The following is a 20370-nucleotide window of genomic DNA, read 5'->3' as shown; positions in this document are numbered from 1 at the left end:
GGCCCGCTCAGGGTCGTAGGCCGAGTGCCGTCCGCTCCGGCCCGCTCAGGGCCATAGGCCAAGTGCCGCCCGCACCCGGCCCGTTCCCGGTCACACGCTGAGTGCCGCCCGTACGGACTGCTCCGCGTCCCGGCCGCCCGCTCCCGACGAGGTGACCCGTCCGGCCTCCAGGACGCAGTACCGCTGGGCGGCGCGCATCGCGAAGCCCACGTGTTGTTCGACGAGGAGCACCGAGAGGCCGCCGCGGGCGGCGAGGGCGAGGATCGTCCGCTCGATCTCGGCGACCACCGATGGCTGGATGCCCTCGGTCGGCTCGTCCAGCAGCAGCACCCGGGGTTCCGTCACCAGCGCGCGGGCGATGGCCAGTTGCTGACGCTGGCCGCCGGAGAGCAGCCCGGCGCGGCGGGCGGACAGGGTGCGCAGCGCCGGGAAGAGGTCCAGCGCCTCGTCGACCGCCGCCCGGCCGCGCCGCCGCCCGTCCGCCACCAGCCGGAGGTTCTCCGCGGTCGTCAGGTGCGGGAAGGACTGCTGGCCCTGCGGCACGTACGCCATCCCGCGCGCCACCCGCTCGTGCGGGCGCCGCCGGGTGATGTCCTCGCCGTCGAGCAGGACCCGGCCGCCGACCGGGGTGAGCAGCCCCATGGCGGCGCGCAGCAGCGTGCTCTTGCCCGCACCGTTGTGGCCGAGCACCGCGGCCACCCCGTCCGCGGGCACCTCGACGGACACCCCGTGCAGCACGGTGCTGCGGTGGTAGCCCACCCGTACGTCCTCGATCCGCAGCATCACGCCTCCCGCACGGCCACGTCGGCGGTCGCCTCGGTGGCCGTGTGCCCGAGGTACACCTCCTGCACCCTCGGGTCGGCCTGCACCTCGGCCACCGTGCCCTCGCTGAGCACCGCGCCCGCGTGCAGCACGCTGACGCTGTGCGCGAAGGAGCGCATGAAGTCCATGTCGTGCTCGATCACGACCACGGTGCGCTCGGCGCTGATCCGCCGGAGCAGTTCCCCGGTCGCCTCGCGCTCGTCGTGGCTCATCCCGGCGACCGGCTCGTCGAGCAGCAGCAGCCGTACGTCCCGCACCAGCAGCATGCCGATCTCCAGCCACTGCTTCTGCCCGTGGGCGAGGGTCCCGGCGGGTGAGTCGGCGAGTTCCGTGAGCCCCACCGTCTCCAGCGCCCGGGCCACCGGCTCGGGGACGCTCCTGCGCCGCCGCAGCATGGTCCACATGCCCCGGCCCGCGCCCGCCGCGATGTCCAGGTTCTGCAGGACCGTCAACTCCTCGAAGACGGTGGCCGTCTGGAAGGTCCGCCCGATGCCGGACCGGGCGATCCGGTGCACGCTCCGCCCGAGCACCTCCTCCCCGCCGAACCGCACCGAGCCGGTCGCCCGCACCAGTCCGGTCACCGCGTCGACGAGGGTCGTCTTCCCGGCGCCGTTCGGTCCGATGAGGAAGCGGAGGTCGCCCGGGCGCACCTCCAGGTCCACCCCGTCGACCGCGGTGAACCCGTCGAAGGCCACGCGCAGCCGCCGTATCTCCAGTCCGGGTCCGGGTCCGGGTCCGGGTCCGGTTCCGAGTCCGCTCATGCCGCCTCTCCCACCGTCACGGGCGCCGGGCTCGCGCTCCGCCGTGCCGCCCTGCGCCGCCGTACGATCCCGGCCAGCGAGGCCAGGCCGCCCGGCAGGAACGCCAGCGCCACGATGAACAGCAGCCCCTGGAAGTACGTCCACGCCGCCGGGAACTCCTCCGACAGCGCGGTCTTCGCCCACGCCACGCCGACCGCGCCGAGCACCGCCCCGACCAGGCTGGCCCGGCCGCCGACGGCCGCGCCGATGACGAACTCGATGGACGGCACGATGCCGATCATCGCGGGCGAGATGATGCCGACCGCCGGGACGAACAGCGCGCCCGCCAGGCCCGCCATCCCGGCCGCCACGACGTACGCGAGGAGTTTGACGTTGGCCGGGTCGTAGCCGAGGAACCGCACCCGCTCCTCCGAGTCGCGCACGGCGACCAGGAGTTCGCCGTACCGGCTGTGGATCAGTTGGCGGGCGAGGGCGATCAGGGCCAGCAGGGCGGCGGCGATGACGAAGTACACCATCCGCTGATTGACCGGGTCGTCGAGGTCGTAGCCGAAGAAGCCCTGGATGTCGGTGAGTCCGTTGGTGCCGCCGGTGGTGGCCTGCTGGCCGATGAGCCAGATCGCGAAGGCGGCGGCGAGCGCCTGGCTGAGGATCGCGAAGTAGGCGCCCTTGACCCGGCGCCGGAAGACGAACAGTCCGAGCAGCGCGGCGACCGCCATCGGCAGCAGCACGGTGGCCGCCAGTGCGAACACCGGGTTGGCGAACGGCCGCCACCACCAGGGCAGTTCGGTGGCGGTGCCGTACAGCTGCATGAAGTCCGGCAGATTGCCGGGGCCCGCGTCGGCGAGCTTGAGGTGCATGGCCATGGCGTAGCCGCCGAGCCCGAAGAAGACGCCCTGCCCGAGGGTGAGCAGCCCGCCGCGGCCCCAGGCCAGGCAGATGCCCACGGCGACCATGGCGGTGCACAGGTACTTGGCGAGCAGTCCGAGCCGGAAGTCGCTCAGCGCGAGCGGCGCGACGGCGAACAGCAGGACGGCGGCCCCGGCGAAACCGGACACGGCCCGCGCCCCGGAACCTCTCAGCGGGTTCATACGAGACTCCTGGTACGCAGCGTGTACAGCCCCTGGGGCCGCCACTGGAGGAACGCGACGATGGCGACCAGCACCAGCACCTTCGCCACGCTGACGGTGGTGGAGTACTCCAGGACCGACTGCAGCACGCCCAGCACGAAGGCGACGATCACCGTGCCCTTGAGCTGCCCGATCCCGCCGACCACGATCACCAGGAAGGCGTCGATGATGATGTTGGTGCCCATGGTGGGCCCGATCGGTCCGACCAGGGTGAGAGCCACCCCCGCGACCCCGGCGAGCCCCGAGCCGATGAAGAAGGCGGTGCGGTCGACGCGTGCGGTGGAGATGCCGGACACCTCGGCGAGGTCGCGGTTCTGCACCACCGCCCGGATCCGGCGGCCCAGCGGCGTCAGCCGCAGCGTCAGCGACAGCGCGAGCACCGCCGTGACGGCCAGGCCCAGGATGAACAGGCGGCTGTTGGCGACGGTGAGCGGATCGGCGCCGCCCAGCACGGTGACGTTGCCGGTGAGCCAGTCCGGCGCCCGGGTCTGCACGTTCGGCGCGCCGAAGACGTCCCGGGCGAGTTGCTGGAGCATCAGCGAAACGCCCCAGGTGACCAGCAGCGTGTCGAGCGGCCGCAGATACAGCCGTCGTATCAGCAGCCATTCCAGCAGGGCGCCCAGTGCGCCCGAGACGAGAAATGCGACGGGCAGCGCGACCAGCAGGGAAATTCCGGCGCTGGAAATGGATTTCTGGAGGACATACGTGGTGTAGGCGCCCGCCATGATGAACTCGCCGTGGGCCATGTTGATGACGTTCATCTGGCCGAAGGTGAGGGACAGGCCGAGCGCGATGAGCAGCAGGACGGCACCGATCGAGATGCCGGTGAAGGTCTGACCGAGGACCACGGTCATACGGCGGCTCCGGGGCGTCGGGAGCCGGGGACCCACGCGGCGTGGGCCCCCGGACGGCGGGCGGTCAGGACAGGCCGGAGGCCCACGGGTAGCCCTTCAGATAGGGGTCGGGCTCGATGGGCTCGCCGGAGTCCCACACCTCCTTGATCAGACCGTCGGTGCCGATCTCGCCGATGCGGGCGGTCTTGGCGATGTGCTGGGTCGCGCCGTCGACGGTGACCTCGCCCTCGGGCGCCTGGAAGGTGATGCCGTCGGAGGCCGCCTTCACCTTCTCCGCGTCGAAGGACCCCGCCTTCTCGACCATCACCTTCCACAGGTACACGGAGGTGTACGCGGCCTCCATCGGGTCGCTGGTCGGCTTGTCCTGGCCGTACTTCGCCTTGTACGCCTCGACGAACTTCTCGTTGGCCGCGCCCTCGGTGGTCTGGTAGTAGTTCCAGGCCGTCAACTGGCCCGCCAGGTACTGCGACCCGATCGACTTGACCTCCTCCTCGGCGATCGACACCGACACCACCGGCATCGCCTTCGCGGTCAGCCCGGCCGACTTGTACTCCTTGAAGAAGGCCACGTTCGAATCGCCGTTGAGGGTGTTGAAGACGGCGTCCGCCTTCGACGCCTTCACCTTGTTGGCGATGGTGCTGAACTCGGTCGAGCCCAGCGGCGCGTAGTCCTCGCCGAGCACGGTCATGCCGTTCGCCTCGGCGTACGCCTTGATGATCTTGTTGGCGGTGCGCGGGAAGACGTAGTCGCTGCCGACCAGGTAGAGCCGCTTCTTCCCCTGGTCCTTGAGGTAGTCGAGCGCCGGGACGATCTGCTGGTTGGTGGTGGCGCCGGTGTAGAAGATGTACGGCGACTGCTCCAGGCCCTCGTACTGCACCGGGTAGAACAGCAGCGACCTGTTCTTCTCGAACACGGGCTTGACCGCCTTGCGGCTGGCGGAGGTCCAGCAGCCGAAGGTGGCCGCGACCCGGTCCTCCCGGATCAGCTTCTGCGCCTTCTCGGCGAACGTCGGCCAGTCGGAGGCGCCGTCCTCGCTGATCGGCTCGATCCGCTTGCCGAGCACCCCGCCGGAGGCGTTGATCTCGTCGATCGCGAGCCTCAGTGAGTCGCGTACGGTCACCTCGCTGATCGCCATGGTGCCCGAAAGCGAGTTGAGCAGACCGACCTTGACCGTGTCTCCGCTGACGTCGGCCTTCGCGGCCCCGCCGGAGGAACCGGCCGCGTCGTCGGTCTTCGCGCCGCACGCGGTGAGCGCGACGACCGCCGCGAGCGCGGCACCGCCCGCCAGGAAGCGACGGCGGGGAAAGAGTGAACCGCTGGACAAGAGAACCCCCTCGGGTGTGCGGGAAGCAACCTCCCCAAGTGCGGTCCACAGCCTCAAGTCGCCCTGTTTCCACGGTGTTTCACGAGACTTTCCCGGAGGCAACAAAAAACGCCCCGGCAGTTCGTGAGGCGCGTTTTCCAACGCCATTCACAATTCGCCGAGGCATTCTCATTACTTTCCGTGGGAAGTATCTTGAGGGCCCGGGAGCCTGTCAAGGGCGGGCGGCGGACGGATCCAGTTCCGTGACCACGTCGAAATCGAGGCCGTCCGCGCGGGCCAGATAGATCCGCTGCCGCACATGACCGCCGCGCAGGTGCAGCAGCCCGCGCGGGCCCTCGTAGGACACCGAGTCGGCCGCCGCGCCGATCGCCGAGACGTCCAGCGTGCGGGCGCGGCCGATCAGCGCGGCCAGCAACAGCACGCCCTCGTAACAGGATTCGCCGAGACTGCCGAGCGCGGGCGCCTCGACGCCGTACCGCTCGGTGTACCGGCCGTGGAAGTCGAGGGTGTCCCGGTTGGCCAGCGAGGCGAAGAACCCGGCGGTGCTGTAGAGGTCGACGGTGGCCGAGGCGCCGCTCGCCATCAGCATGTTCTCGTCCATCAGCGTACTGAGGCGCAGACAGCGCGCGTCCAGGCCGCTGTCCGCGAACGCCCGGTTGAAGCGCACCGCGTCACTGCCGACCAGCAGCATCAGCACCGCGTCCGCGTCCGAGCGCTCGATCCGCCGCAGCACCGGCCCGAAGTCATGGGTGCCGAGCGGGAGATAGACCTCGCCGCCGACCCGCCCGCCCGACTCGCGCGCGTAGGCGTGCGCGGCCCGGGCCGTCCGCCGCGGCCACACGTAGTCGTTGCCGACCACGAACCAGCGCCGCACCCGGCGCTCGTGCGCCAGCAGCGTCATCGCGGGCCGCAGTTGGTCGCGCGGGGTCTCACTGGTCAGGAACACCCCGGCGGTGTGCTCGCCGCCCTCGTACAGGGCGGTGTAGACGTACGGCACCCGATGGGCGATCCTCGGCGCCAGCGCCTGCCGCACCGAGGAGATGTGCCAGCCCGTGACGCCCTGTACGGCACCCAGGTCCACCAGCGCCGTCACCTGGTCGGCGATCTGCCGCGGTGGCGCGCCCCCGTCGACGGGCAGCAGCCGCAACTCCCGTCCCAGCACCCCGCCCGCCCGGTTCACCTCGTCGGCGGCCAGCCGCGCGCACAGCTCACAGGTCGGCCCGAAGATCCCGGCGGGCCCCTGCATGGGGAAGACCAGGGCCACGCCGAGCACCGAGTCGTCGGCCGTGAACCAGCCGGGGGAGAGGGGGTCGTGCCGGAACATGCCGACATGATTCCGGGACCACCAGGTGAACTCCAGTCCGTCTCCCGTCCGTCTCCGATCCGTCTCCGATCCGTCTGCCGTCCGTCTGCCGTCCGTCTCCGATCCGTCTGCCGTCCGTCTGCCGTCCGTCTGCCGTCCGTCTCCTACGATGTACGCATCCCGTGACCGGCCCGACAGGCCCTCAAGGAGCGCGATGGCCACCTCGTCCGCACGCCGGACACACGACCTGATGCAGTTGCTGACGCGGGCCGAACGGCTCGCCGCGCGGCGGGTGCAGGGCGTGCTGGACGCGGAGGGCTGCTCGCCGGAGGCCTGGCGGGTGCTGGGGCTGCTCTCGGACGGGGCCGGGCACCACATGTCGGCGATCGCCGAGGCGGCCTTCCTGCCGCCACCGACGCTGACCAAGCTGGTGGACCACCTCGTCGAGCAGAACCTGGTGCACCGCCGCGTCGATCCCCTCGACCGCCGCCGCGTCCTCGCCCATCTCACCCCGCGCGGCCGGGACTACTGGCGCCGCCTCGACCGCGCGGTGCGCGCCCAGCGGCCCGCCCTCGACCCGGCCGACGAGGAACTGCTGCGCACCCTGCTGGCCCGGCTGGCGGCGGCGCTGGAAGGGGCCTCCGGGCCTGACTGAGCGGCTCCCGGGGGCCGTTGACTGGTCTACACCCTTGACTGGTACATACCAATGCGGTTGAGTGTGGCACCACCACCCCCACCACGGCCGCCCCCACGCCGCAGCCGCTCCCGTCCGGCGCGTGCGCGCAGGGCCGAGCCACGCCCCGACCCCGCCCGGGAGCGGCCGTGCTCCGCGAAGGAGTCGACCGTGCCCAGACGCCGTACCGCCGCAGTCCTCGCCGCCCTCGTCCTCGGGGCCAGCACCCCGGCGCTCCTGCCCGCCTCCAGCGCCTCCGCCGCCGCGTGCTCCAGCTATCCCGCCTGGGTGGCCGGACGGTCGTACAACGCCGGTGACATCGTCCGCTACACCGACGGCAAGGCGTACATAGCCGAGCACGCCAACCCCGGGTACGACCCCACCATCAGCACCTGGTACTGGAACCCCCACCCCTGCGACTCCGGCACCCCGGTCGGCAACTTCGTGGTGACCGAGGCGCAGTTCAACCAGATGTTCCCGAACCGGAACTCCTTCTACACCTACAGCGGCCTCACCGCCGCGCTCAGCGCCTATCCCGGCTTCGCCAACACCGGCGGCGACACGGTGAGGAAGCAGGAGGCCGCCGCCTTCCTCGCCAACGTCAGCCACGAGACCGGCGGACTGGTCCACATCGTCGAGCAGAACACCGCCAACTACCCGCACTACTGCGACTGGAGCCAGCCCTACGGCTGCCCGGCCGGACAGGCCGCCTACTACGGGCGCGGCCCGATCCAGCTCAGCTGGAACTTCAACTACAAGGCGGCGGGCGACGCGCTCGGCCTCCCGCTGCTGACCAACCCGTGGCTGGTGCAGAACGACGCCTCCGTGGCCTGGAAGACGGGCCTGTGGTACTGGAACACCCAGACCGGCCCCGGCACCATGACCCCGCACAACGCCATGGTCAACGGCGCGGGCTTCGGCCAGACCATCCGCAGCATCAACGGCTCGCTGGAGTGCGACGGCAGGAACCCGGCCCAGGTCCAGAGCCGCGTCTCCAACTACCAGCGCTTCACCCAGATCCTGGGCGTCTCGCCGGGCGGCAACCTGTACTGCTGACCGGTGACGGGAGGGGGCGTCAGACGGTCCACGCCCCCTCCTTCATCAGGAACCGCCCGCGCATCTCGGCCTCACCCCGGTAGACCTGCACCGTGCGCGGGCGCACCCGGAAGAAGGCGTACGAGGCCCCGTCACCGCGCGGGTCCCAGCCGTACTTCGCCCGCAGGGCCGCCACCGCCGCCTGCGGGACCTCCCCCGCCGGGAAGGTGTCCACCTCCCCGTCGACGAGCGCGACGTCCCGGGTGTCACCGAAGGCGACGCGTGCCCGGCCGCCGTCGCGCAGGTTGCGGCCCGTGGGGTTGGTCAGCCGTGTGGACACCCACAGCGCCCGCCCGTCCCAGGCGAACCAGAGCGCGACCATGCACGGCACCCCGGCGGCGTCCGCCGTGGCCACCCACACGTCCTGCTCCCGCTCCAGCCGCTCCAGCAGCCGCCGCTTGCGTTCCACGGGGGTGCGGGGAGTCTCGGTGATCTTCATGACCGGCACGCTAACGGCCCCGCGGACGCCGCGCCTCGGGCGGTGGGCGTAGGTCGTCGGACCGAGACCCGGGTCAGGGCTCACCCACCAGCACCGGCACGGACTGGCGCGCCGGGCGTTTTACGTATAACCTCTCGCGTCAATCACCCGTCCCGGAAGGTCGTGCAGTGGTCGTGATGAGACGACGCATCGCCCTGGTCACCCTCGTCGTCGACGACTACGACGAGGCGGTCCGCTTCTACACCGACGCCCTCGGCTTCCGCCTCGCCGAGGACGCCCCGCGCCCGGACGGCTCCCGCTGGGTCGTCGTGGAGGCGGGCCCGGCGGACGCGGCGACGGCGCTGCTGCTGGCCCGCGCCAAGGGCGACGCCCAGCGCGCCCGGGTCGGCGACCAGACCGGCGGCCGGGTCGGCTTCTTCCTGTACACCGACGACTTCGCCCGCGACCACGCCCGGATGCTCGCCGCGGGCGTGACCTTCCTGGAGGCGCCGCGACACGAGCCGTACGGCACGGTCGCCGTCTTCCAGGACCTGTACGGCAACCGCTGGGACCTCCTCCAGCCCGCCGCCCCCACCGCCTGAACCACCCGCGATCCCAGAAAGCCGGAGTACGACCGCACATGAAAGCTACGCGCGTAGAAGCCGACACCCTCCGCCGCCTCCCCAAGGCCGTCCTGCACGACCACCTCGACGGCGGCCTGCGCCCCGCCACCGTCGTGGAACTCGCGGACGCGGTCGGCCACACCCTGCCCACCACCGACCCCGACGCCCTCGCCGCCTGGTACTACGACGCCGCCAACTCCGGCGACCTGGTCCGCTACATCGCCACCTTCGAGCACACCCTCGCCGTGATGCAGACCCGCGAGGGCCTGCTGCGCACCGCCGAGGAGTACGTCCTCGACCTCGCCGCCGACGGGGTCGTCTACGGCGAGGTCCGCTACGCACCCGAGCTGATGCTGCGGGGCGGGCTGACCCTGCCCGAGGTCGTCGAGACGGTCCAGGAGGGGCTGGCCGCGGGCATGGCCAAGGCCGCCGCGGCCGGGACGCCGGTCCGGGTGGGCACCCTGCTGTGCGGGATGCGGATGTTCGACCGGGTCGGGGAGGCCGCCGATCTCGCCGTGGCCTTCCGGGACGCCGGGGTCGTCGGCTTCGACATAGCGGGCGCCGAGGACGGCTTCCCGCCCGCCGACCACCTGCCCGCCTTCGAGCGCCTGCGCCGCGAGAACGTGCCGTTCACCATCCACGCGGGCGAGGCGCACGGCCTGCCCAGCATCCACCAGGCCCTCCAGGTCTGCGGCGCCCAGCGCATCGGCCACGGTGTGCGCATCACCGACGACATCCCCGACCTCGCCGCGGGCAAGCTCGGCCGACTCGCGGGCTGGGTCCGGGACCGCCGGATCGCGCTGGAGATGTGCCCCACCTCCAACCTCCAGACCGGCGCCGCCACCTCGATCGCCGAGCACCCGATCACCGCGCTGAAGGACCTCGGCTTCCGCGTCACCCTCAACACCGACAACCGGCTGGTGTCCGGCACCACCATGACCCGCGAGATGTCGCTGCTGGTGGAGCAGGCGGGGTGGACGGTCGAGGACCTGCGCACGGTCACCGTGAACGCCCTCAAGAGCGCGTTCATCCCGTTCGACGAGCGCAACGCGCTCATCGAGGACGTCGTCCTGCCGGGCTACGCGTCCGCGCTCTGCAGCAGTCCGCGCACATAGGCGGCCTGTCCGACGTGCTGGAGATCGTCGGACAGGACGCTGACCAGCCGCACACCCAGGCTGACCGGCGGGTCCCAGCGCTCGTCGACGACGCGCTCCAGGTCCTTGGCGGTCAGCTCGCGCAGCGCGCCGAGGGTCTGCTCGTGCACGGCGTCGTGGTACCCGGTGAGCAGCTCGCCGGAGTCGACGCGCACCTTGGCGACCTTCGCCGCGCTGTGCCCGTACCCGGTGTCGTGGCGGGGCAGGTCGAGCCCGAAGGTCTTCTGCCAGTCCCGGGTCAGCCACACCTGCTCCAGGCCGAAGGCGTCGGCGATGTGGTCGTCCTGGACCCGGGTGAGGTGCCAGATCAGCCAGCTGATCGAGTTGGTGTCGGCGGCGGGCCGGGCGTTGAGGTCGTCGGGGCCGAGGCCCTCGACGGCGGCGTGGACTTCTTCCTGGATGCGGGCGTACGCCTCGATGAGGATGTCCTTGGCATGCATGGCTCCAGCCTCGCGCATCGCCGCCCGTCACGCGTCCTCGGACTCCGCCTCCAGCAGCGCCATCAGCGCCCGCGCCGCCGGGCTGGTGGCCCGCGGGGGCGGCAGCAGTGCCGCCGTCTCGTACACCGTCTCGCCGGTGCCCTTCACCGGCAGCGCGGTCAGTGAGGCGCGCTTGCGGCGGAAGTGCCGCGGCACGACCGCGATGCCGAGGTTCTCGTCGACCAGGTCGAGCAGGCTGTGCACGTCGTTCACCTCCAGGGCGACCGTCCGGCGCACGCCCGCCGCGGCGAACGCGGCGTCGGTGATCCGCCGCGGCCCCCAGTCCGGGTGGAAGTCGACGAAGACCTCACCGCCGAGATCCTCCAGGGTGACGGCCGCGCCCGCGACGGCGAGCCGGTGGCTGGGGTGGCACAGCACGGTCATCGGCTCGCTGGTCAGCGGTACGGAGCACAGCTGGTCGGGGTCGCCCGGGCTGCGTACGGCGAACGCCAGGTCGAGGCGCCCGGCCGCGACCTCCTCCGCCAGCGCGCCGGAGCCCGCCTGCCGCAGCCGGATCTCCACGTCCGGGTGGAGCCGCCGGAACCCGGCCAGCAGCCGCGCCGCGTCCACGCCCGCGATGCACTGCTCGGTGCCCAGCGAGAGGGTGCCGCGCAGCACGCCCTGCACCGCCGCCACCGCCTCATGGGCCGCCCGCACCTGCGCCAGGATCCGCTCCGCCTCCGCCAGCAGCGCCCGCCCGGCCTCGGTCAGGGTCACCCGGCGGGTGGTGCGCACGAACAGCGGCGTCTGCAGCTCACGCTCCAGGGCGCGGATCGAGGCCGACAGTCCGGACTGGGAGACCAGCAGCCGTTCGGCGGCCCGGGTGAAATGCTGGTCCTCGGCGACCGCGACGAAGTGCTGGAGATGGCGCAGTTCCATGATTGAGAAGCCTATCCGCTGAATTCCATCGGATTCTTCTGTTGGACTGCTGCCCGGGGCCGCGACAGAGTGGCCCTCGAAGTTCCCCCGGAGTATTGGAGTCGCGTTGTACACCGCACACCCCGACCGCTACGCGGAGATGCCCTACCGGCGCACCGGACGCAGCGGTCTGAAGCTGCCCGCGCTGTCGCTCGGGCTGTGGCACAACTTCGGGCCCGACCGGCCGGTGGAGACCCAGCGCGCCATCCTGCGCCGCGCCTTCGACCTCGGCGTCACCCACTTCGACCTGGCCAACAACTACGGCCCGCCGCCCGGCGCCGCCGAGTCCGCGTTCGGTGAGGCGCTGGCGGCGGACTTCACGCCGTACCGCGACGAGATGATCATCTCGACCAAGGCGGGCTATCTGATGTGGCCGGGCCCGTACGGCGAATGGGGTTCGCGCAAGTACGTGCTGTCCTCGCTGGACCAGAGCCTGCGGCGGATGGGCCTGGACTACGTCGACATCTTCTACTCGCACCGGCCCGACCCGGAGACTCCGCTGGAGGAGACGATGGGCGCCCTGCACTCGGCGGTGCAGCAGGGCAAGGCGCTGTACGTCGGCGTCTCCAACTACTCCCCGGAGCAGACCCGGGAGGCCGCCCGCATCCTCGGCGAGCTGGGCACCCCGCTCCTCATCCACCAGCCGCGCTACTCGATGCTGGACCGCCGCCCCGAGGACGAGGGCCTGCTCGACGCCCTCGACGAGCTGGGCACCGGCTCCATCGCCTACTCCCCGCTGGAGCAGGGCGTGCTCACCGCCCGCTACCTCGACGGCATCCCGGAGGACTCCCGCGCGGCGAGCGACAGCCCGTTCCTGAGCCGGGACGCCCTGACCGAGGACCTGGTGGCCCAGCTCCGGGCCCTGAACGACATCGCCAAGTCCCGCGGCCAGTCCCTCGCCCAGATGGCGCTGTCCTGGGTCCTGCGGGGCGGTCGCGTGACCTCCGCCCTGGTCGGCGCGAGCAGCCCCCAGCAGTTGGAGGACAGCGTCGCCGCCATCCGCGACCTGGACTTCGACGCTGCGGAACTGGAGCGGATCGACGCGGTCATCGGCCGCTGACGCGCCGCACCCGCCGTGCCGGGGTCACCGCGAGTCACGCGGTGGCCCCGGCCGTCGCATTCCGGCCAGCGAAGCCGGGGAATATGCCAGGAGAGTGGCCGGAATGGCGTGGTGACACTGGTTCAAGAGTGAAGATACTCAACGTCAGGGACAGTTCACGCACAGGAGCCGTACGAAGGGAACACACCGCCCGCAGCGAGCGACGCATCGGGGGAGGCGAACGTGCACGACGAATTCCTGTGCCACGTCACCGCGTACGGGATCTGTGACGGGCGCCGTATCGGCGTCCCCCTCGGCACCTACCGGGCGCCCACGCTGGCCCTGGCCCTGTGGTGGCTGCGGGATCGCGCCATCTGGATCGCCGAGCGGCTCGACCTCAGCCCCGAGCGGGAGGTGTTCCCGCCGGGCGCCCTCGTCCCCGTCGCCCCGACCGTCGCCGACGTACCGGCGCTGCTGCGCGCCTGGTGCACCGACGTCACCCAACAGGAACGCGTCGCCGACGAGTTGGCCGCCGGACGACTGGTGCGGATCGCCACCTGTGATGACACCACCGAGTACGAGCTTCTCGCGGAGTCGGTGGACGCCCTGCGGATGCAGCGCACCATTCCGGGGCTGGTCGTGCCGGTCGCCTGAAGCGGGACCGCCCGCGAGTCGCCGACCCCTCCGGTGGCCAAGCGCATAAGTGGGTGAATCGGTAGAATTCCAGGCATGGCGAAGCCCGCCGGAACGACCGCGCCCGAACTCGTCCTGGAGACGGAGGCGGGCGCGACGGTGATGATCCCGACCCGCGACTACCACGTCGGACGAGATCCGCTCAGCGACATCGTCCTCGACGACTCCCGGGTCTCCTGGCACCATGCGGTGCTGCGGCCCGAGGGCGACCACTGGACGCTGGCCGACGAACACAGCACGAACGGCACCTACGCCGACGGTCGCCGGGTCCACGAGTCCGGCGTCCGCCCCGGCAGCGTGATCCGCTTCGGCAACGCCACCGACGGCCCGCGCGCCGTGGTGCTCGGCCCGGCCGTCCCCTCGGCGGACCGCCCCTCCGCGGTCCACGAGCCCGCCCTGACCCACACCTTCCGCAGACCCACCAGCGTCCGCCCGCTGCCCACCCGCACCATCCGCATCGGCCGCGGCCCCGACAACGACCTGGTCGTGGACGACCTGATCGTCTCCCGCCACCACGCCGAACTGCACACCCACCCCGACGGCACCTACGAGATCGTCGACCTCGGCAGCCACAACGGCACCTACCTCAACGGCCTGCCGGTCGACGAGCACGCCGTCGTCCGGCAGGGCGACATCGTCGGCGTCGGCCACTCGGACTTCTGCCTCGTCGGCGACCAGCTCCAGCAGTACGTCGACACCGGCGAGGTCTCCCTCGACGTGCAGGACCTCACCGTCGCCGTCGACCGCGGCCGCAAGACGCTCCTCGACCACGTCTCGTTCCCGGTGGGGGAGAAGTGCCTGCTCGCGGTCGTCGGCCCGAGCGGCGCCGGAAAGTCCACCCTGCTGAACGCCCTCACAGGGCAGCGCCCCGCCGACCACGGCACCGTCCTGTACGACGGCCGCGACCTCTACCACGACTACGCCGAGCTGCGGCAGCGCATCGGCCTCGTCCCGCAGGAGGACATCCTGCACACCCAGCTGACCGTCCGCAGCGCCCTGACCTACTCGGCCGAACTGCGCTTCCCGCAGGACACCGCCAAGGCCGAGCGCCGCGAACGCGTCGACGAGGTGATCCGCGAACTTGGCCTGGAGGAGCGCGCCCGGCAGCCCGTGCACAGCCTCTCCGGCGGCCAGCGCAAACGGGTCAGCGTGGCCCTGGAGCTGCTGACCAAGCCGTCCCTGCTCTTTCTCGACGAGCCGACCTCAGGCCTCGACCCCGGCATGGACCGCTCGGTGATGCACATGCTGCGCGGCCTCGCCGACGACGGCCGGACGGTCATCGTCGTCACACACAGCGTGCTGAGCCTGGACGTCTGCGACCGGCTGCTCGTCCTGGCGCCCGGCGGCAAGGTCGCCTACTACGGCCCGCCCGCCGAGGCCCTGTCCTACTTCGGCTTCACCGAGTGGCCGGAGGCCTTCGAGGCCTTCGAACGCGACCACGACCGGGAGTGGGCGGAGCAGTTCCGCGACTCGCCGCAGCACCGCAAGTACGTCACGGCCACCGCCCAGCCCCAGGTGCCCCGCGAGGAACCGGTCCTGGTCGGCCCGCCGCCCCGGCCGCGCGGCTGGACCGGGCAACTGCGCACCCTGGTGCGCCGGTACGCGGCGGCCCTGAGCGCCGACCGCACCTTCCTCGCCATCATGATCGCGCTGCCGTTCGTGATGGGCGCCATGGCCCGCGCCCTGGCGGGCGGCGAACTGACCCGGCGTACGGCGATGAACGCGCTGCTGATCCTCTGCGTCGGCGGGGTGCTCACCGGCGCGGCCAACGCGGTCCGCGAGATCGTCAAGGAACGCGTGATCTACCAGCGCGAACGCGCCGTCGGCCTGTCCAGATCGGCGTATCTGATGTCCAAGGTGGCCGTGCTCGGCACGATCACCGTGCTCCAGGCCGTCGTCCTCACCCTGGTCGCGCTGCTCGGCGTCGACCTCAACGCGCCCGGCGGCAAGGGCGTGGTGATGCCGCCCCTTGTGGAGATCACCGTGGCGGTCGCCCTGCTCGCCTTCACGGCCATGATGCTGGGGCTGCTCATCTCCGCGCTGGTGCGCAAGGAGGAGGTGACGATGCCGCTGCTGGTGCTGCTCGCCATCGTGCAGGTGGTCTTCTGCGGCGCGCTGCTCCAGCTGGACGGTGTGCCGGGGCTCGAGCAGCTGGCCTGGCTGGTGCCCTCGCGGTGGGCGCTCGGCGCGATGGCCGGGACCATCGACATCGCCCGCATCGTGCCCACCGACATCACCGACGATCCGCTGTTCCGGCACGCCGCCGACGTGTGGCTGCTCAACATCGGGATGCTCGTCGCGCTGTCGCTGGTCTTCGGCTTCGTGGTGGCCCGGCTGCTGCGCCGCCACGAACCCCACGTGATGCGGAAGTAGCCGATGAGCACCCCCGGATTCCGGCCCACGCACGTCGTCCCCAGGGACGGCATGCCCGCCTGGGAGGCGCCCGACCCGAACCGCCCCACCGTGTCCCTCGACCCGCTGCTGCCGGTCCACCTCGCGGAGCGGCGCGGCGACTGGGGGCGGGTCGAGTGCGCCAACGGCTGGTCCGCCTGGGTCGACGGCCGCTGCCTGGTCGCCGTCCCCGACGACCCGCCCACCACCGGCGGCCCGCTGGCCACCGACGCCGATCCGCGGCCCCTGCTCGCCCGCGCCGAAGAGGCCCTGGCCGGTTACCGGGCCGCGGTGGAGGACCTCGCGGCGGGCGGTCTCGACGGCGAGGCCTTCCACGGCCGCACCCGCGGACTGCGCCTGGGCGTGGTGGCCGACGGCGACTCCCTCTGGCTCTACGACGCCGACCGGGGCCGCTGGCTCTACACCGACGGCACCCGGCTGAGCACCTACGCCCCCGACGAGGCACCACACACCACCGAGGACCCCGGCTACGCCCCGACCCAGGTCGTCGGCCCCGACGGTGAACGCCGATGACCGACGAGCGCACCGCGTTCTCCGGGCGGCCCTCCGACCTGATCGGCCGCCAGATCGCCGGTTACCGCATCGAGGAGGAGATCGGCCACGGCGGCATGGCCGTCGTCTACCGCGCCCGTGACCTGCGCCTGGAGCGGACCGTCGCGCTGAAGCTGCTCGCCCCCGAACTGGCCCGCAACGTCACCTTCCGGCTGCGCTTCACCCGGGAGTCCCGGGTTGCCGCCGCGATCGACCATCCGCACATCGTGCCGGTCTTCGAGGCGGGCGAGACGGACGGCGTGCTCTACATCGCCATGCGCTACGTCCCCGGCAGCGACCTGCGCCACCTGCTCGACCGCGCGGGCCCGCTGCCGCCCGGCACCGCCCTGCGCATCGCCACCCAGGTGGCCTCCGCGCTGGACGCCGCCCATGAACACGGCCTGGTCCACCGGGACGTCAAACCCGGCAACGTCCTGGTCGCCCGCGGCACCGACAGCGACCACCCCGAGCACGTCTACCTCACCGACTTCGGCCTGACCAAGAAGTCGCTGTCGCTGACCGGCTTCACCCGCGTCGGCCAGTTCGTCGGCACCCTGGACTACATCGCCCCCGAGCAGATCTCCGGCCGCCCCGTCGACGGCCGCTGCGACGTCTACGCCCTCGCCTGCGTCGTCCACGAGCTCCTCACCGGCCACCCGCCCTTCCGCCGCGACGACGACATGGCCCTGCTCTGGGCCCACCAGTACGACGACCCCCCGCTCCTGACCGCCGGACGCCCCGACCTCCCCCCGGCCGTCGACCCCGTCTTCGCCCAGGCCATGTCCAAGAGCCCCGAGGACCGCCACGAGTCCTGCCTCGCCTTCGTCACGGCCCTGCGCGACGCGGCCCGCTCCGCCCCCCAGCCCGGCGGCCACCCCCCGACGCAGGTCGACCGGTCGGCCGTACCCCCACGAGAGGACGCCCCGAAACCCCCGCCGCGCTGGGCGGAACCGGTGTTCCAGCGCCGCGCCTACTGACCCCCGGCCGCCACCGCGCCCCGTCGACGGCCCAGCGCCCCCGCCAGCAGCGCCCCCAGGAAGCCGGTCACCAGGCCCCACAGCAGGGCGAGGCCCAGGGCCGACCACACGCGCGGGCGCAGGAACAGGTCACCGGCCAGGCCGCCGCCCAGGTCGCCGATGCCGAGGACGGAGAGGCCGTAGTGGGCGGAGATCCGGCAGATCAGGCAGAGCATGAGCACCGTCAGGGCGAGCGCGACCGCCATGTGCAGGGCGTGCTGCCAGGGCCGGACGCGGGCCGGGGAGCGGGCGGCCATCAGGAACGCCGCCGCCAGCAGCAGCACCGCGTCGGCGACCAGCAGCCACCACACCCGGCCGTCGTGCTCGGAGAGGGTGCCGAGGTTCAGCTCGGCGATGTCGGGCACCCGCAGCACCTGGTCCAGCAACCGCGGCATCGGCAGCCCGAAGGGCCCCTCCACCCTGCCGTTCCAGGTGGCGCCCAGCCCGATCGTCAGCGCCAGCCACACCAGGTTCGGCAGGCCGAGCAACAGCACCGCGAACGTCTCCGTGGCATGGCCGCGCGTCGCCGCGACCACCAGACCGATGACGACGCCCAGCACGACGTAGGCGAGCAGCAGGGCGACCATGGCGTACGCGGCCGGGCGCACCGACTCCTGGAACCGCAGCAGCCGCGCGGGCAGCGGGGCGCGCGACACCAGCAGCGCCAGGATCAGCACCCCCGCCAGCCACAGCAGCCCGAACAGCAGCGTCAGCGGCACGTTCGTGGTGAACCCCACCTCGGGACGGACGCCGAACAGGTCACCGATGTCGCCGAGCGTGTCGTCGCCGAGGTCGATCACGAAGGTCTGCCGCGCGCCGAGGGCCAGACCCAGCACCCCGAGCAGCCACAGCACCGCGATCCGGCCCGCCCACCCGGCCAGTTCCCCGGTACCCACCACCGCCCGGTGCCGCAGCGGACGCAGGAAACCGGCGGCGATCACCAGCGCGCCGGTCAGGGTGACGGACAGCGGCAGCACGGTCAGCCCCGCGTCCGTCTCCGCGAGCCCCCCGGCGTCCCCGGACAGCCGCACACTTCCGCCGACGGCCGTGACGACCGTCGCCGCGACGACCCGGGGGAACGCGCCGTCCGGCAGATCCGTCGCGCCCGCCGCCCACAGCCCGAGGGCGGCCACCACCCCCATGGCGATCAGCCCCGCCAGCGTGGTGAGAAGGGCCTCGGCCCAGCCGTGCCGGGCGACGGCCTGGTCGGAAGGGGTTCGCACGCTCACGGTTGCCACGCTAAGCAGCCTTGATCCGGCGCGCCCGCCGGGAGGTCCGTCCGCGTCGGCTTGCGAGGGGCACGGGACCCGGGCAGACAATGGACTCAAGGCGGACACCAGTCCAGGTGGGGGGTTGAACCGGGGCCCGTCGGCCCCACGTCGGGAAGAAGAGAGCTGAGTGAGCGTCGAACCGCCGTCGTCCGGCCGCCCCACAGGTCCCCCCTCCGGCCCGCTGTCCGGCTCCTCGCAGCCGCCCTCCGGCCCGCCCTCACCGCCTCCCGGCGGCGGCCCGCCCGGCCCCGGACCCGGGCCCGAACCCGGCCCCCAGCGGCCCTGGTGGCGCTCCGTGCCCCGGGTCGCCGCCATCACCGCCGCGGTGGTCGCCGCCGTGATCATCGCCGTCGTCGTCACCCGCCCGGGCGGGGGCGGCGGCTCCGACAGCGCCTCCGACGACGGCGAGGTCTTCCTCACGGCCGCGGGCAAGTCCGGCCCCGACCCGTTCACCGAGTCCACCGCCGAGGACAGCTCCGCCCCGCCCGCCACCCCCTCCCCGAAGACCACCGAGTCCACCCCCGCCAACACCGTGCGCGGCGTGAACGGCGGCGCCCCCGGCCTCTACGGCGGCACCCGGGACACGGCCAGCTGCGACGTCGAGAAACAGGTGCGGTACCTCCAGGACGACCCGGAGAAGAACCGGGCCTTCGCCTCCGTCGCCGGGGTCGAACCCTCCGAGGTCCCCGCCTACCTGCGCTCGCTCACCCCGGTGCAACTGCGGATGGACACCCGTGTCACCAACCACGGCTACCGCGACGGCAAGGCCACCAGCTACCAGGCCGTCCTCCAGGCCGGTACCGCCGTCCTCGTCAACGACCGCGGCCTGCCCCGGGTGCGCTGTGCCTGCGGCAACCCGCTCACCGATCCGGTCGAGCAGCGGACCGCACCGAAGCCGATCGGCGACTCCTGGCCGTCGTACCGGTCCTCGAACGTCGTCGTGGTCGAGCCCGCGCCCGAGCCCGTGAAGGTCTTCAAGCTGTACGACGACGAGCGCGACGACTGGTTCGGCCGCCACCGCGGTGACACCGGCGGCAAGGACCACGAGACCAAGCCCCCGAAGGGCTCGCCCACCCCGTCGACGACCCCCACCACCCCCACCGCGCCGCAGACCACCACGAACGAGCCGGAGAGCCCCGGCACCACCCCCGGGGAACCGACGTCGCCCGGGACCTCGCCGGAGCCGCCCCCGCCGGACACCGACACCACCACCACCTCCGCGCCCGCCCCGGAGAGCCCCGGGACGCCCGACGACCCCGGCACGCCGACGTCGGCCGAACCGGGTGTGTGACGACCGAGTCACCCCACCCTGGACTGGGTGGCCCGGCTCGGGGTACGAGGACTGGTGCAACATCGTCCGGCCAGGCCGGCTCCGAAGAGAGAACACGCATGATCGACCACCGGGACGGGGCAGTGGTACCGACTGGTTTCGACGTGCCGGTGGAACCACTGTGGCGCGCGGCCCACTTCACCGGCGAGACCGGCAGCATCGCGGAGGCGCGCGCGTTCGCCGCGCTCTTTCTCGAGCAGCTCAGGACGGAGTGGTGCGCCGACATCGGCGAGCGCTCCGAGGGCTCCGCGCTGCTGGTGGTGAGCGAGCTGGTCACCAACGCCGACCGGCACAGCAACGGGCCGTACATCCTGGAGCTGGAGGGCACGGACCGGGCGGTCGCGGTCTCGGTCTACGACAGCAGCGACGCCGTACCCCTGCGCTACCCGCGCGACCCCGAGCGCATCGGACGCCACGGCCTGGAGATCGTCCACGCGGTGGCCGAGGAAGTCGCCGTCGAGCGCGTACCGGTCGGCAAGCGGGTGCGGGCGGTACTGCGGCTCGACGGCGACTAGGTCTGAGGACTA

At 72.3% G+C, this 20370-nt stretch carries 21 protein-coding genes; 11 read left to right on the top strand and 10 right to left on the bottom strand.

All coding sequences use genetic code 11. The features are described 5' to 3' along the window. Positions 1 to 90 precede the first annotated feature (90 nt). The 6 genes from urtE to ACFVQG_RS00315 all read right to left on the bottom strand — a co-directional run bounded on the left by urtE (position 91) and on the right by ACFVQG_RS00315 (position 6212). A complete protein-coding gene (gene urtE, locus ACFVQG_RS00340; RefSeq protein WP_383375080.1) occupies positions 91 to 783 on the bottom strand; it encodes an urea ABC transporter ATP-binding subunit UrtE in 693 nt (230 codons plus the stop codon). After that, positions 783 to 1583 carry an urea ABC transporter ATP-binding protein UrtD gene (gene urtD / locus ACFVQG_RS00335; protein WP_383375078.1) on the bottom strand — a complete coding sequence of 267 codons (801 nt, stop codon included), beginning with the start codon at positions 1581 to 1583 and terminating at the stop codon, positions 783 to 785. Before urtD ends, urtE begins: the two co-directional genes overlap by 1 nt. After that, positions 1580 to 2671 (bottom strand): urea ABC transporter permease subunit UrtC, encoded by a 1092-nt coding sequence (gene urtC, locus ACFVQG_RS00330; RefSeq protein ID WP_383375076.1) that lies wholly within the window; start codon positions 2669 to 2671, stop codon positions 1580 to 1582. The genes urtD and urtC overlap by 4 nt, the downstream gene beginning before the upstream one ends. Next, the gene (urtB, locus tag ACFVQG_RS00325) at positions 2668 to 3564 is read right to left on the bottom strand and encodes an urea ABC transporter permease subunit UrtB (protein WP_383375075.1); all 897 of its coding nucleotides are present in this window, start codon (positions 3562 to 3564) and stop codon (positions 2668 to 2670) included. Before urtB ends, urtC begins: the two co-directional genes overlap by 4 nt. Before the next feature lie 64 nt (positions 3565 to 3628). Further along, positions 3629 to 4888, bottom strand: coding sequence for an urea ABC transporter substrate-binding protein (urtA, locus tag ACFVQG_RS00320; RefSeq protein ID WP_383375073.1), 1260 nt, complete (start codon positions 4886 to 4888; stop codon positions 3629 to 3631). 211 nt (positions 4889 to 5099) lie between these two features. Continuing rightward, positions 5100 to 6212 (bottom strand): substrate-binding domain-containing protein, encoded by a 1113-nt coding sequence (locus ACFVQG_RS00315; protein ID WP_383375071.1) that lies wholly within the window; start codon positions 6210 to 6212, stop codon positions 5100 to 5102. A gap of 193 nt (positions 6213 to 6405) precedes the next feature. Between ACFVQG_RS00315 and ACFVQG_RS00310 the strand changes: the two genes are divergently transcribed. Then, positions 6406 to 6846 (top strand): MarR family winged helix-turn-helix transcriptional regulator, encoded by a 441-nt coding sequence (locus tag ACFVQG_RS00310; RefSeq protein WP_383375069.1) that lies wholly within the window; start codon positions 6406 to 6408, stop codon positions 6844 to 6846. A 189-nt stretch (positions 6847 to 7035) separates the two neighbouring features. After that, positions 7036 to 7920, top strand: coding sequence for a glycoside hydrolase family 19 protein (locus ACFVQG_RS00305; RefSeq protein WP_383375067.1), 885 nt, complete (start codon positions 7036 to 7038; stop codon positions 7918 to 7920). Between the two features lie 19 nt (positions 7921 to 7939). Here the strand turns inward: ACFVQG_RS00305 and ACFVQG_RS00300 are convergent, their stop codons facing one another. Then, a complete protein-coding gene (locus ACFVQG_RS00300; protein WP_383375065.1) occupies positions 7940 to 8398 on the bottom strand; it encodes a pyridoxamine 5'-phosphate oxidase family protein in 459 nt (152 codons plus the stop codon). Between the two features lie 176 nt (positions 8399 to 8574). Here ACFVQG_RS00300 and ACFVQG_RS00295 point away from each other — a divergent pair, with 176 nt between their 5' ends. Then, the gene (locus ACFVQG_RS00295; protein ID WP_383375062.1) at positions 8575 to 8979 is read left to right on the top strand and encodes a VOC family protein; all 405 of its coding nucleotides are present in this window, start codon (positions 8575 to 8577) and stop codon (positions 8977 to 8979) included. Between the two features lie 38 nt (positions 8980 to 9017). Beyond that, the gene (locus ACFVQG_RS00290; protein ID WP_383375058.1) at positions 9018 to 10115 is read left to right on the top strand and encodes an adenosine deaminase; all 1098 of its coding nucleotides are present in this window, start codon (positions 9018 to 9020) and stop codon (positions 10113 to 10115) included. On the opposite strand, the gene ACFVQG_RS00285 is transcribed toward ACFVQG_RS00290, so the two are convergent. Both ACFVQG_RS00285 and ACFVQG_RS00280 read right to left on the bottom strand, forming a co-directional pair. Further along, a complete protein-coding gene (locus ACFVQG_RS00285) occupies positions 10079 to 10594 on the bottom strand; it encodes a DUF664 domain-containing protein (RefSeq protein WP_383375056.1) in 516 nt (171 codons plus the stop codon). The two genes, ACFVQG_RS00290 and ACFVQG_RS00285, sit on opposite strands and share 37 nt — an antisense overlap. Positions 10595 to 10621: 27 nt before the next feature. Further along, positions 10622 to 11512 (bottom strand): LysR substrate-binding domain-containing protein, encoded by an 891-nt coding sequence (locus ACFVQG_RS00280; RefSeq protein WP_383375054.1) that lies wholly within the window; start codon positions 11510 to 11512, stop codon positions 10622 to 10624. 106 nt (positions 11513 to 11618) lie between these two features. Here ACFVQG_RS00280 and mgrA point away from each other — a divergent pair, with 106 nt between their 5' ends. The 5 genes from mgrA to ACFVQG_RS00255 all read left to right on the top strand — a co-directional run bounded on the left by mgrA (position 11619) and on the right by ACFVQG_RS00255 (position 17203). Next, complete coding sequence (gene mgrA, locus ACFVQG_RS00275) at positions 11619 to 12611, top strand: L-glyceraldehyde 3-phosphate reductase (protein WP_383375052.1); 993 nt, start codon at positions 11619 to 11621, stop codon at positions 12609 to 12611. A gap of 222 nt (positions 12612 to 12833) precedes the next feature. Beyond that, positions 12834 to 13244 carry a hypothetical protein gene (locus tag ACFVQG_RS00270; protein ID WP_383375050.1) on the top strand — a complete coding sequence of 137 codons (411 nt, stop codon included), beginning with the start codon at positions 12834 to 12836 and terminating at the stop codon, positions 13242 to 13244. Between the two features lie 75 nt (positions 13245 to 13319). After that, positions 13320 to 15656, top strand: coding sequence for an FHA domain-containing protein (locus tag ACFVQG_RS00265; RefSeq protein ID WP_383375048.1), 2337 nt, complete (start codon positions 13320 to 13322; stop codon positions 15654 to 15656). A 3-nt stretch (positions 15657 to 15659) separates the two neighbouring features. Further along, positions 15660 to 16208: a hypothetical protein gene (locus ACFVQG_RS00260; RefSeq protein ID WP_383375046.1), complete on the top strand. Its 549-nt coding sequence runs from the start codon at positions 15660 to 15662 to the stop codon at positions 16206 to 16208. After that, a complete protein-coding gene (locus tag ACFVQG_RS00255) occupies positions 16205 to 17203 on the top strand; it encodes a serine/threonine-protein kinase (RefSeq protein ID WP_383375044.1) in 999 nt (332 codons plus the stop codon). Before ACFVQG_RS00260 ends, ACFVQG_RS00255 begins: the two co-directional genes overlap by 4 nt. Here ACFVQG_RS00255 and ACFVQG_RS00250 read toward each other — a convergent pair. Beyond that, complete coding sequence (locus tag ACFVQG_RS00250; RefSeq protein WP_383375042.1) at positions 17197 to 18471, bottom strand: streptophobe family protein; 1275 nt, start codon at positions 18469 to 18471, stop codon at positions 17197 to 17199. The two genes, ACFVQG_RS00255 and ACFVQG_RS00250, sit on opposite strands and share 7 nt — an antisense overlap. 169 nt (positions 18472 to 18640) lie before the next feature. Between ACFVQG_RS00250 and ACFVQG_RS00245 the strand changes: the two genes are divergently transcribed. Both ACFVQG_RS00245 and ACFVQG_RS00240 read left to right on the top strand, forming a co-directional pair. After that, positions 18641 to 19804 carry a DUF6777 domain-containing protein gene (locus tag ACFVQG_RS00245; protein ID WP_383375040.1) on the top strand — a complete coding sequence of 388 codons (1164 nt, stop codon included), beginning with the start codon at positions 18641 to 18643 and terminating at the stop codon, positions 19802 to 19804. Positions 19805 to 19902: 98 nt separating this feature from the next. Further along, the gene (locus tag ACFVQG_RS00240) at positions 19903 to 20358 is read left to right on the top strand and encodes an ATP-binding protein (protein WP_383375038.1); all 456 of its coding nucleotides are present in this window, start codon (positions 19903 to 19905) and stop codon (positions 20356 to 20358) included. Positions 20359 to 20370 lie beyond the last annotated feature (12 nt).

It is taken from the genome of Streptomyces sp. NPDC057877 (assembly GCF_042796855.1).
Taxonomy (GTDB): domain Bacteria; phylum Actinomycetota; class Actinomycetes; order Streptomycetales; family Streptomycetaceae; genus Streptomyces.
Note: the sequence above shows the minus strand (reverse complement) of the source record. Positions and strands in the feature narration are given on the sequence as shown.

What these genes read in the sequence shown, in the direction of transcription:
- ACFVQG_RS00280 (WP_383375054.1), bottom strand. Translation starts at nt 11,512, where the DNA reads ATGGAACTGCGCCATCTCCAGCACTTCGTCGCGGTCGCCGAGGACCAG.
- urtD (WP_383375078.1), bottom strand. Translation starts at nt 1,583, where the DNA reads ATGAGCGGACTCGGAACCGGACCCGGACCCGGACCCGGACCCGGACTG.
- urtC (WP_383375076.1), bottom strand. Translation starts at nt 2,671, where the DNA reads ATGAACCCGCTGAGAGGTTCCGGGGCGCGGGCCGTGTCCGGTTTCGCC.
- ACFVQG_RS00290 (WP_383375058.1), top strand. Translation starts at nt 9,018, where the DNA reads ATGAAAGCTACGCGCGTAGAAGCCGACACCCTCCGCCGCCTCCCCAAG.
- ACFVQG_RS00300 (WP_383375065.1), bottom strand. Translation starts at nt 8,398, where the DNA reads ATGAAGATCACCGAGACTCCCCGCACCCCCGTGGAACGCAAGCGGCGG.
- ACFVQG_RS00240 (WP_383375038.1), top strand. Translation starts at nt 19,903, where the DNA reads ATGATCGACCACCGGGACGGGGCAGTGGTACCGACTGGTTTCGACGTG.
- ACFVQG_RS00260 (WP_383375046.1), top strand. Translation starts at nt 15,660, where the DNA reads ATGAGCACCCCCGGATTCCGGCCCACGCACGTCGTCCCCAGGGACGGC.
- ACFVQG_RS00285 (WP_383375056.1), bottom strand. Translation starts at nt 10,594, where the DNA reads ATGCATGCCAAGGACATCCTCATCGAGGCGTACGCCCGCATCCAGGAA.
- ACFVQG_RS00315 (WP_383375071.1), bottom strand. Translation starts at nt 6,212, where the DNA reads ATGTTCCGGCACGACCCCCTCTCCCCCGGCTGGTTCACGGCCGACGAC.
- ACFVQG_RS00255 (WP_383375044.1), top strand. Translation starts at nt 16,205, where the DNA reads ATGACCGACGAGCGCACCGCGTTCTCCGGGCGGCCCTCCGACCTGATC.
- ACFVQG_RS00310 (WP_383375069.1), top strand. Translation starts at nt 6,406, where the DNA reads ATGGCCACCTCGTCCGCACGCCGGACACACGACCTGATGCAGTTGCTG.
- urtB (WP_383375075.1), bottom strand. Translation starts at nt 3,564, where the DNA reads ATGACCGTGGTCCTCGGTCAGACCTTCACCGGCATCTCGATCGGTGCC.
- ACFVQG_RS00265 (WP_383375048.1), top strand. Translation starts at nt 13,320, where the DNA reads ATGGCGAAGCCCGCCGGAACGACCGCGCCCGAACTCGTCCTGGAGACG.
- ACFVQG_RS00295 (WP_383375062.1), top strand. Translation starts at nt 8,575, where the DNA reads ATGAGACGACGCATCGCCCTGGTCACCCTCGTCGTCGACGACTACGAC.
- urtE (WP_383375080.1), bottom strand. Translation starts at nt 783, where the DNA reads ATGCTGCGGATCGAGGACGTACGGGTGGGCTACCACCGCAGCACCGTG.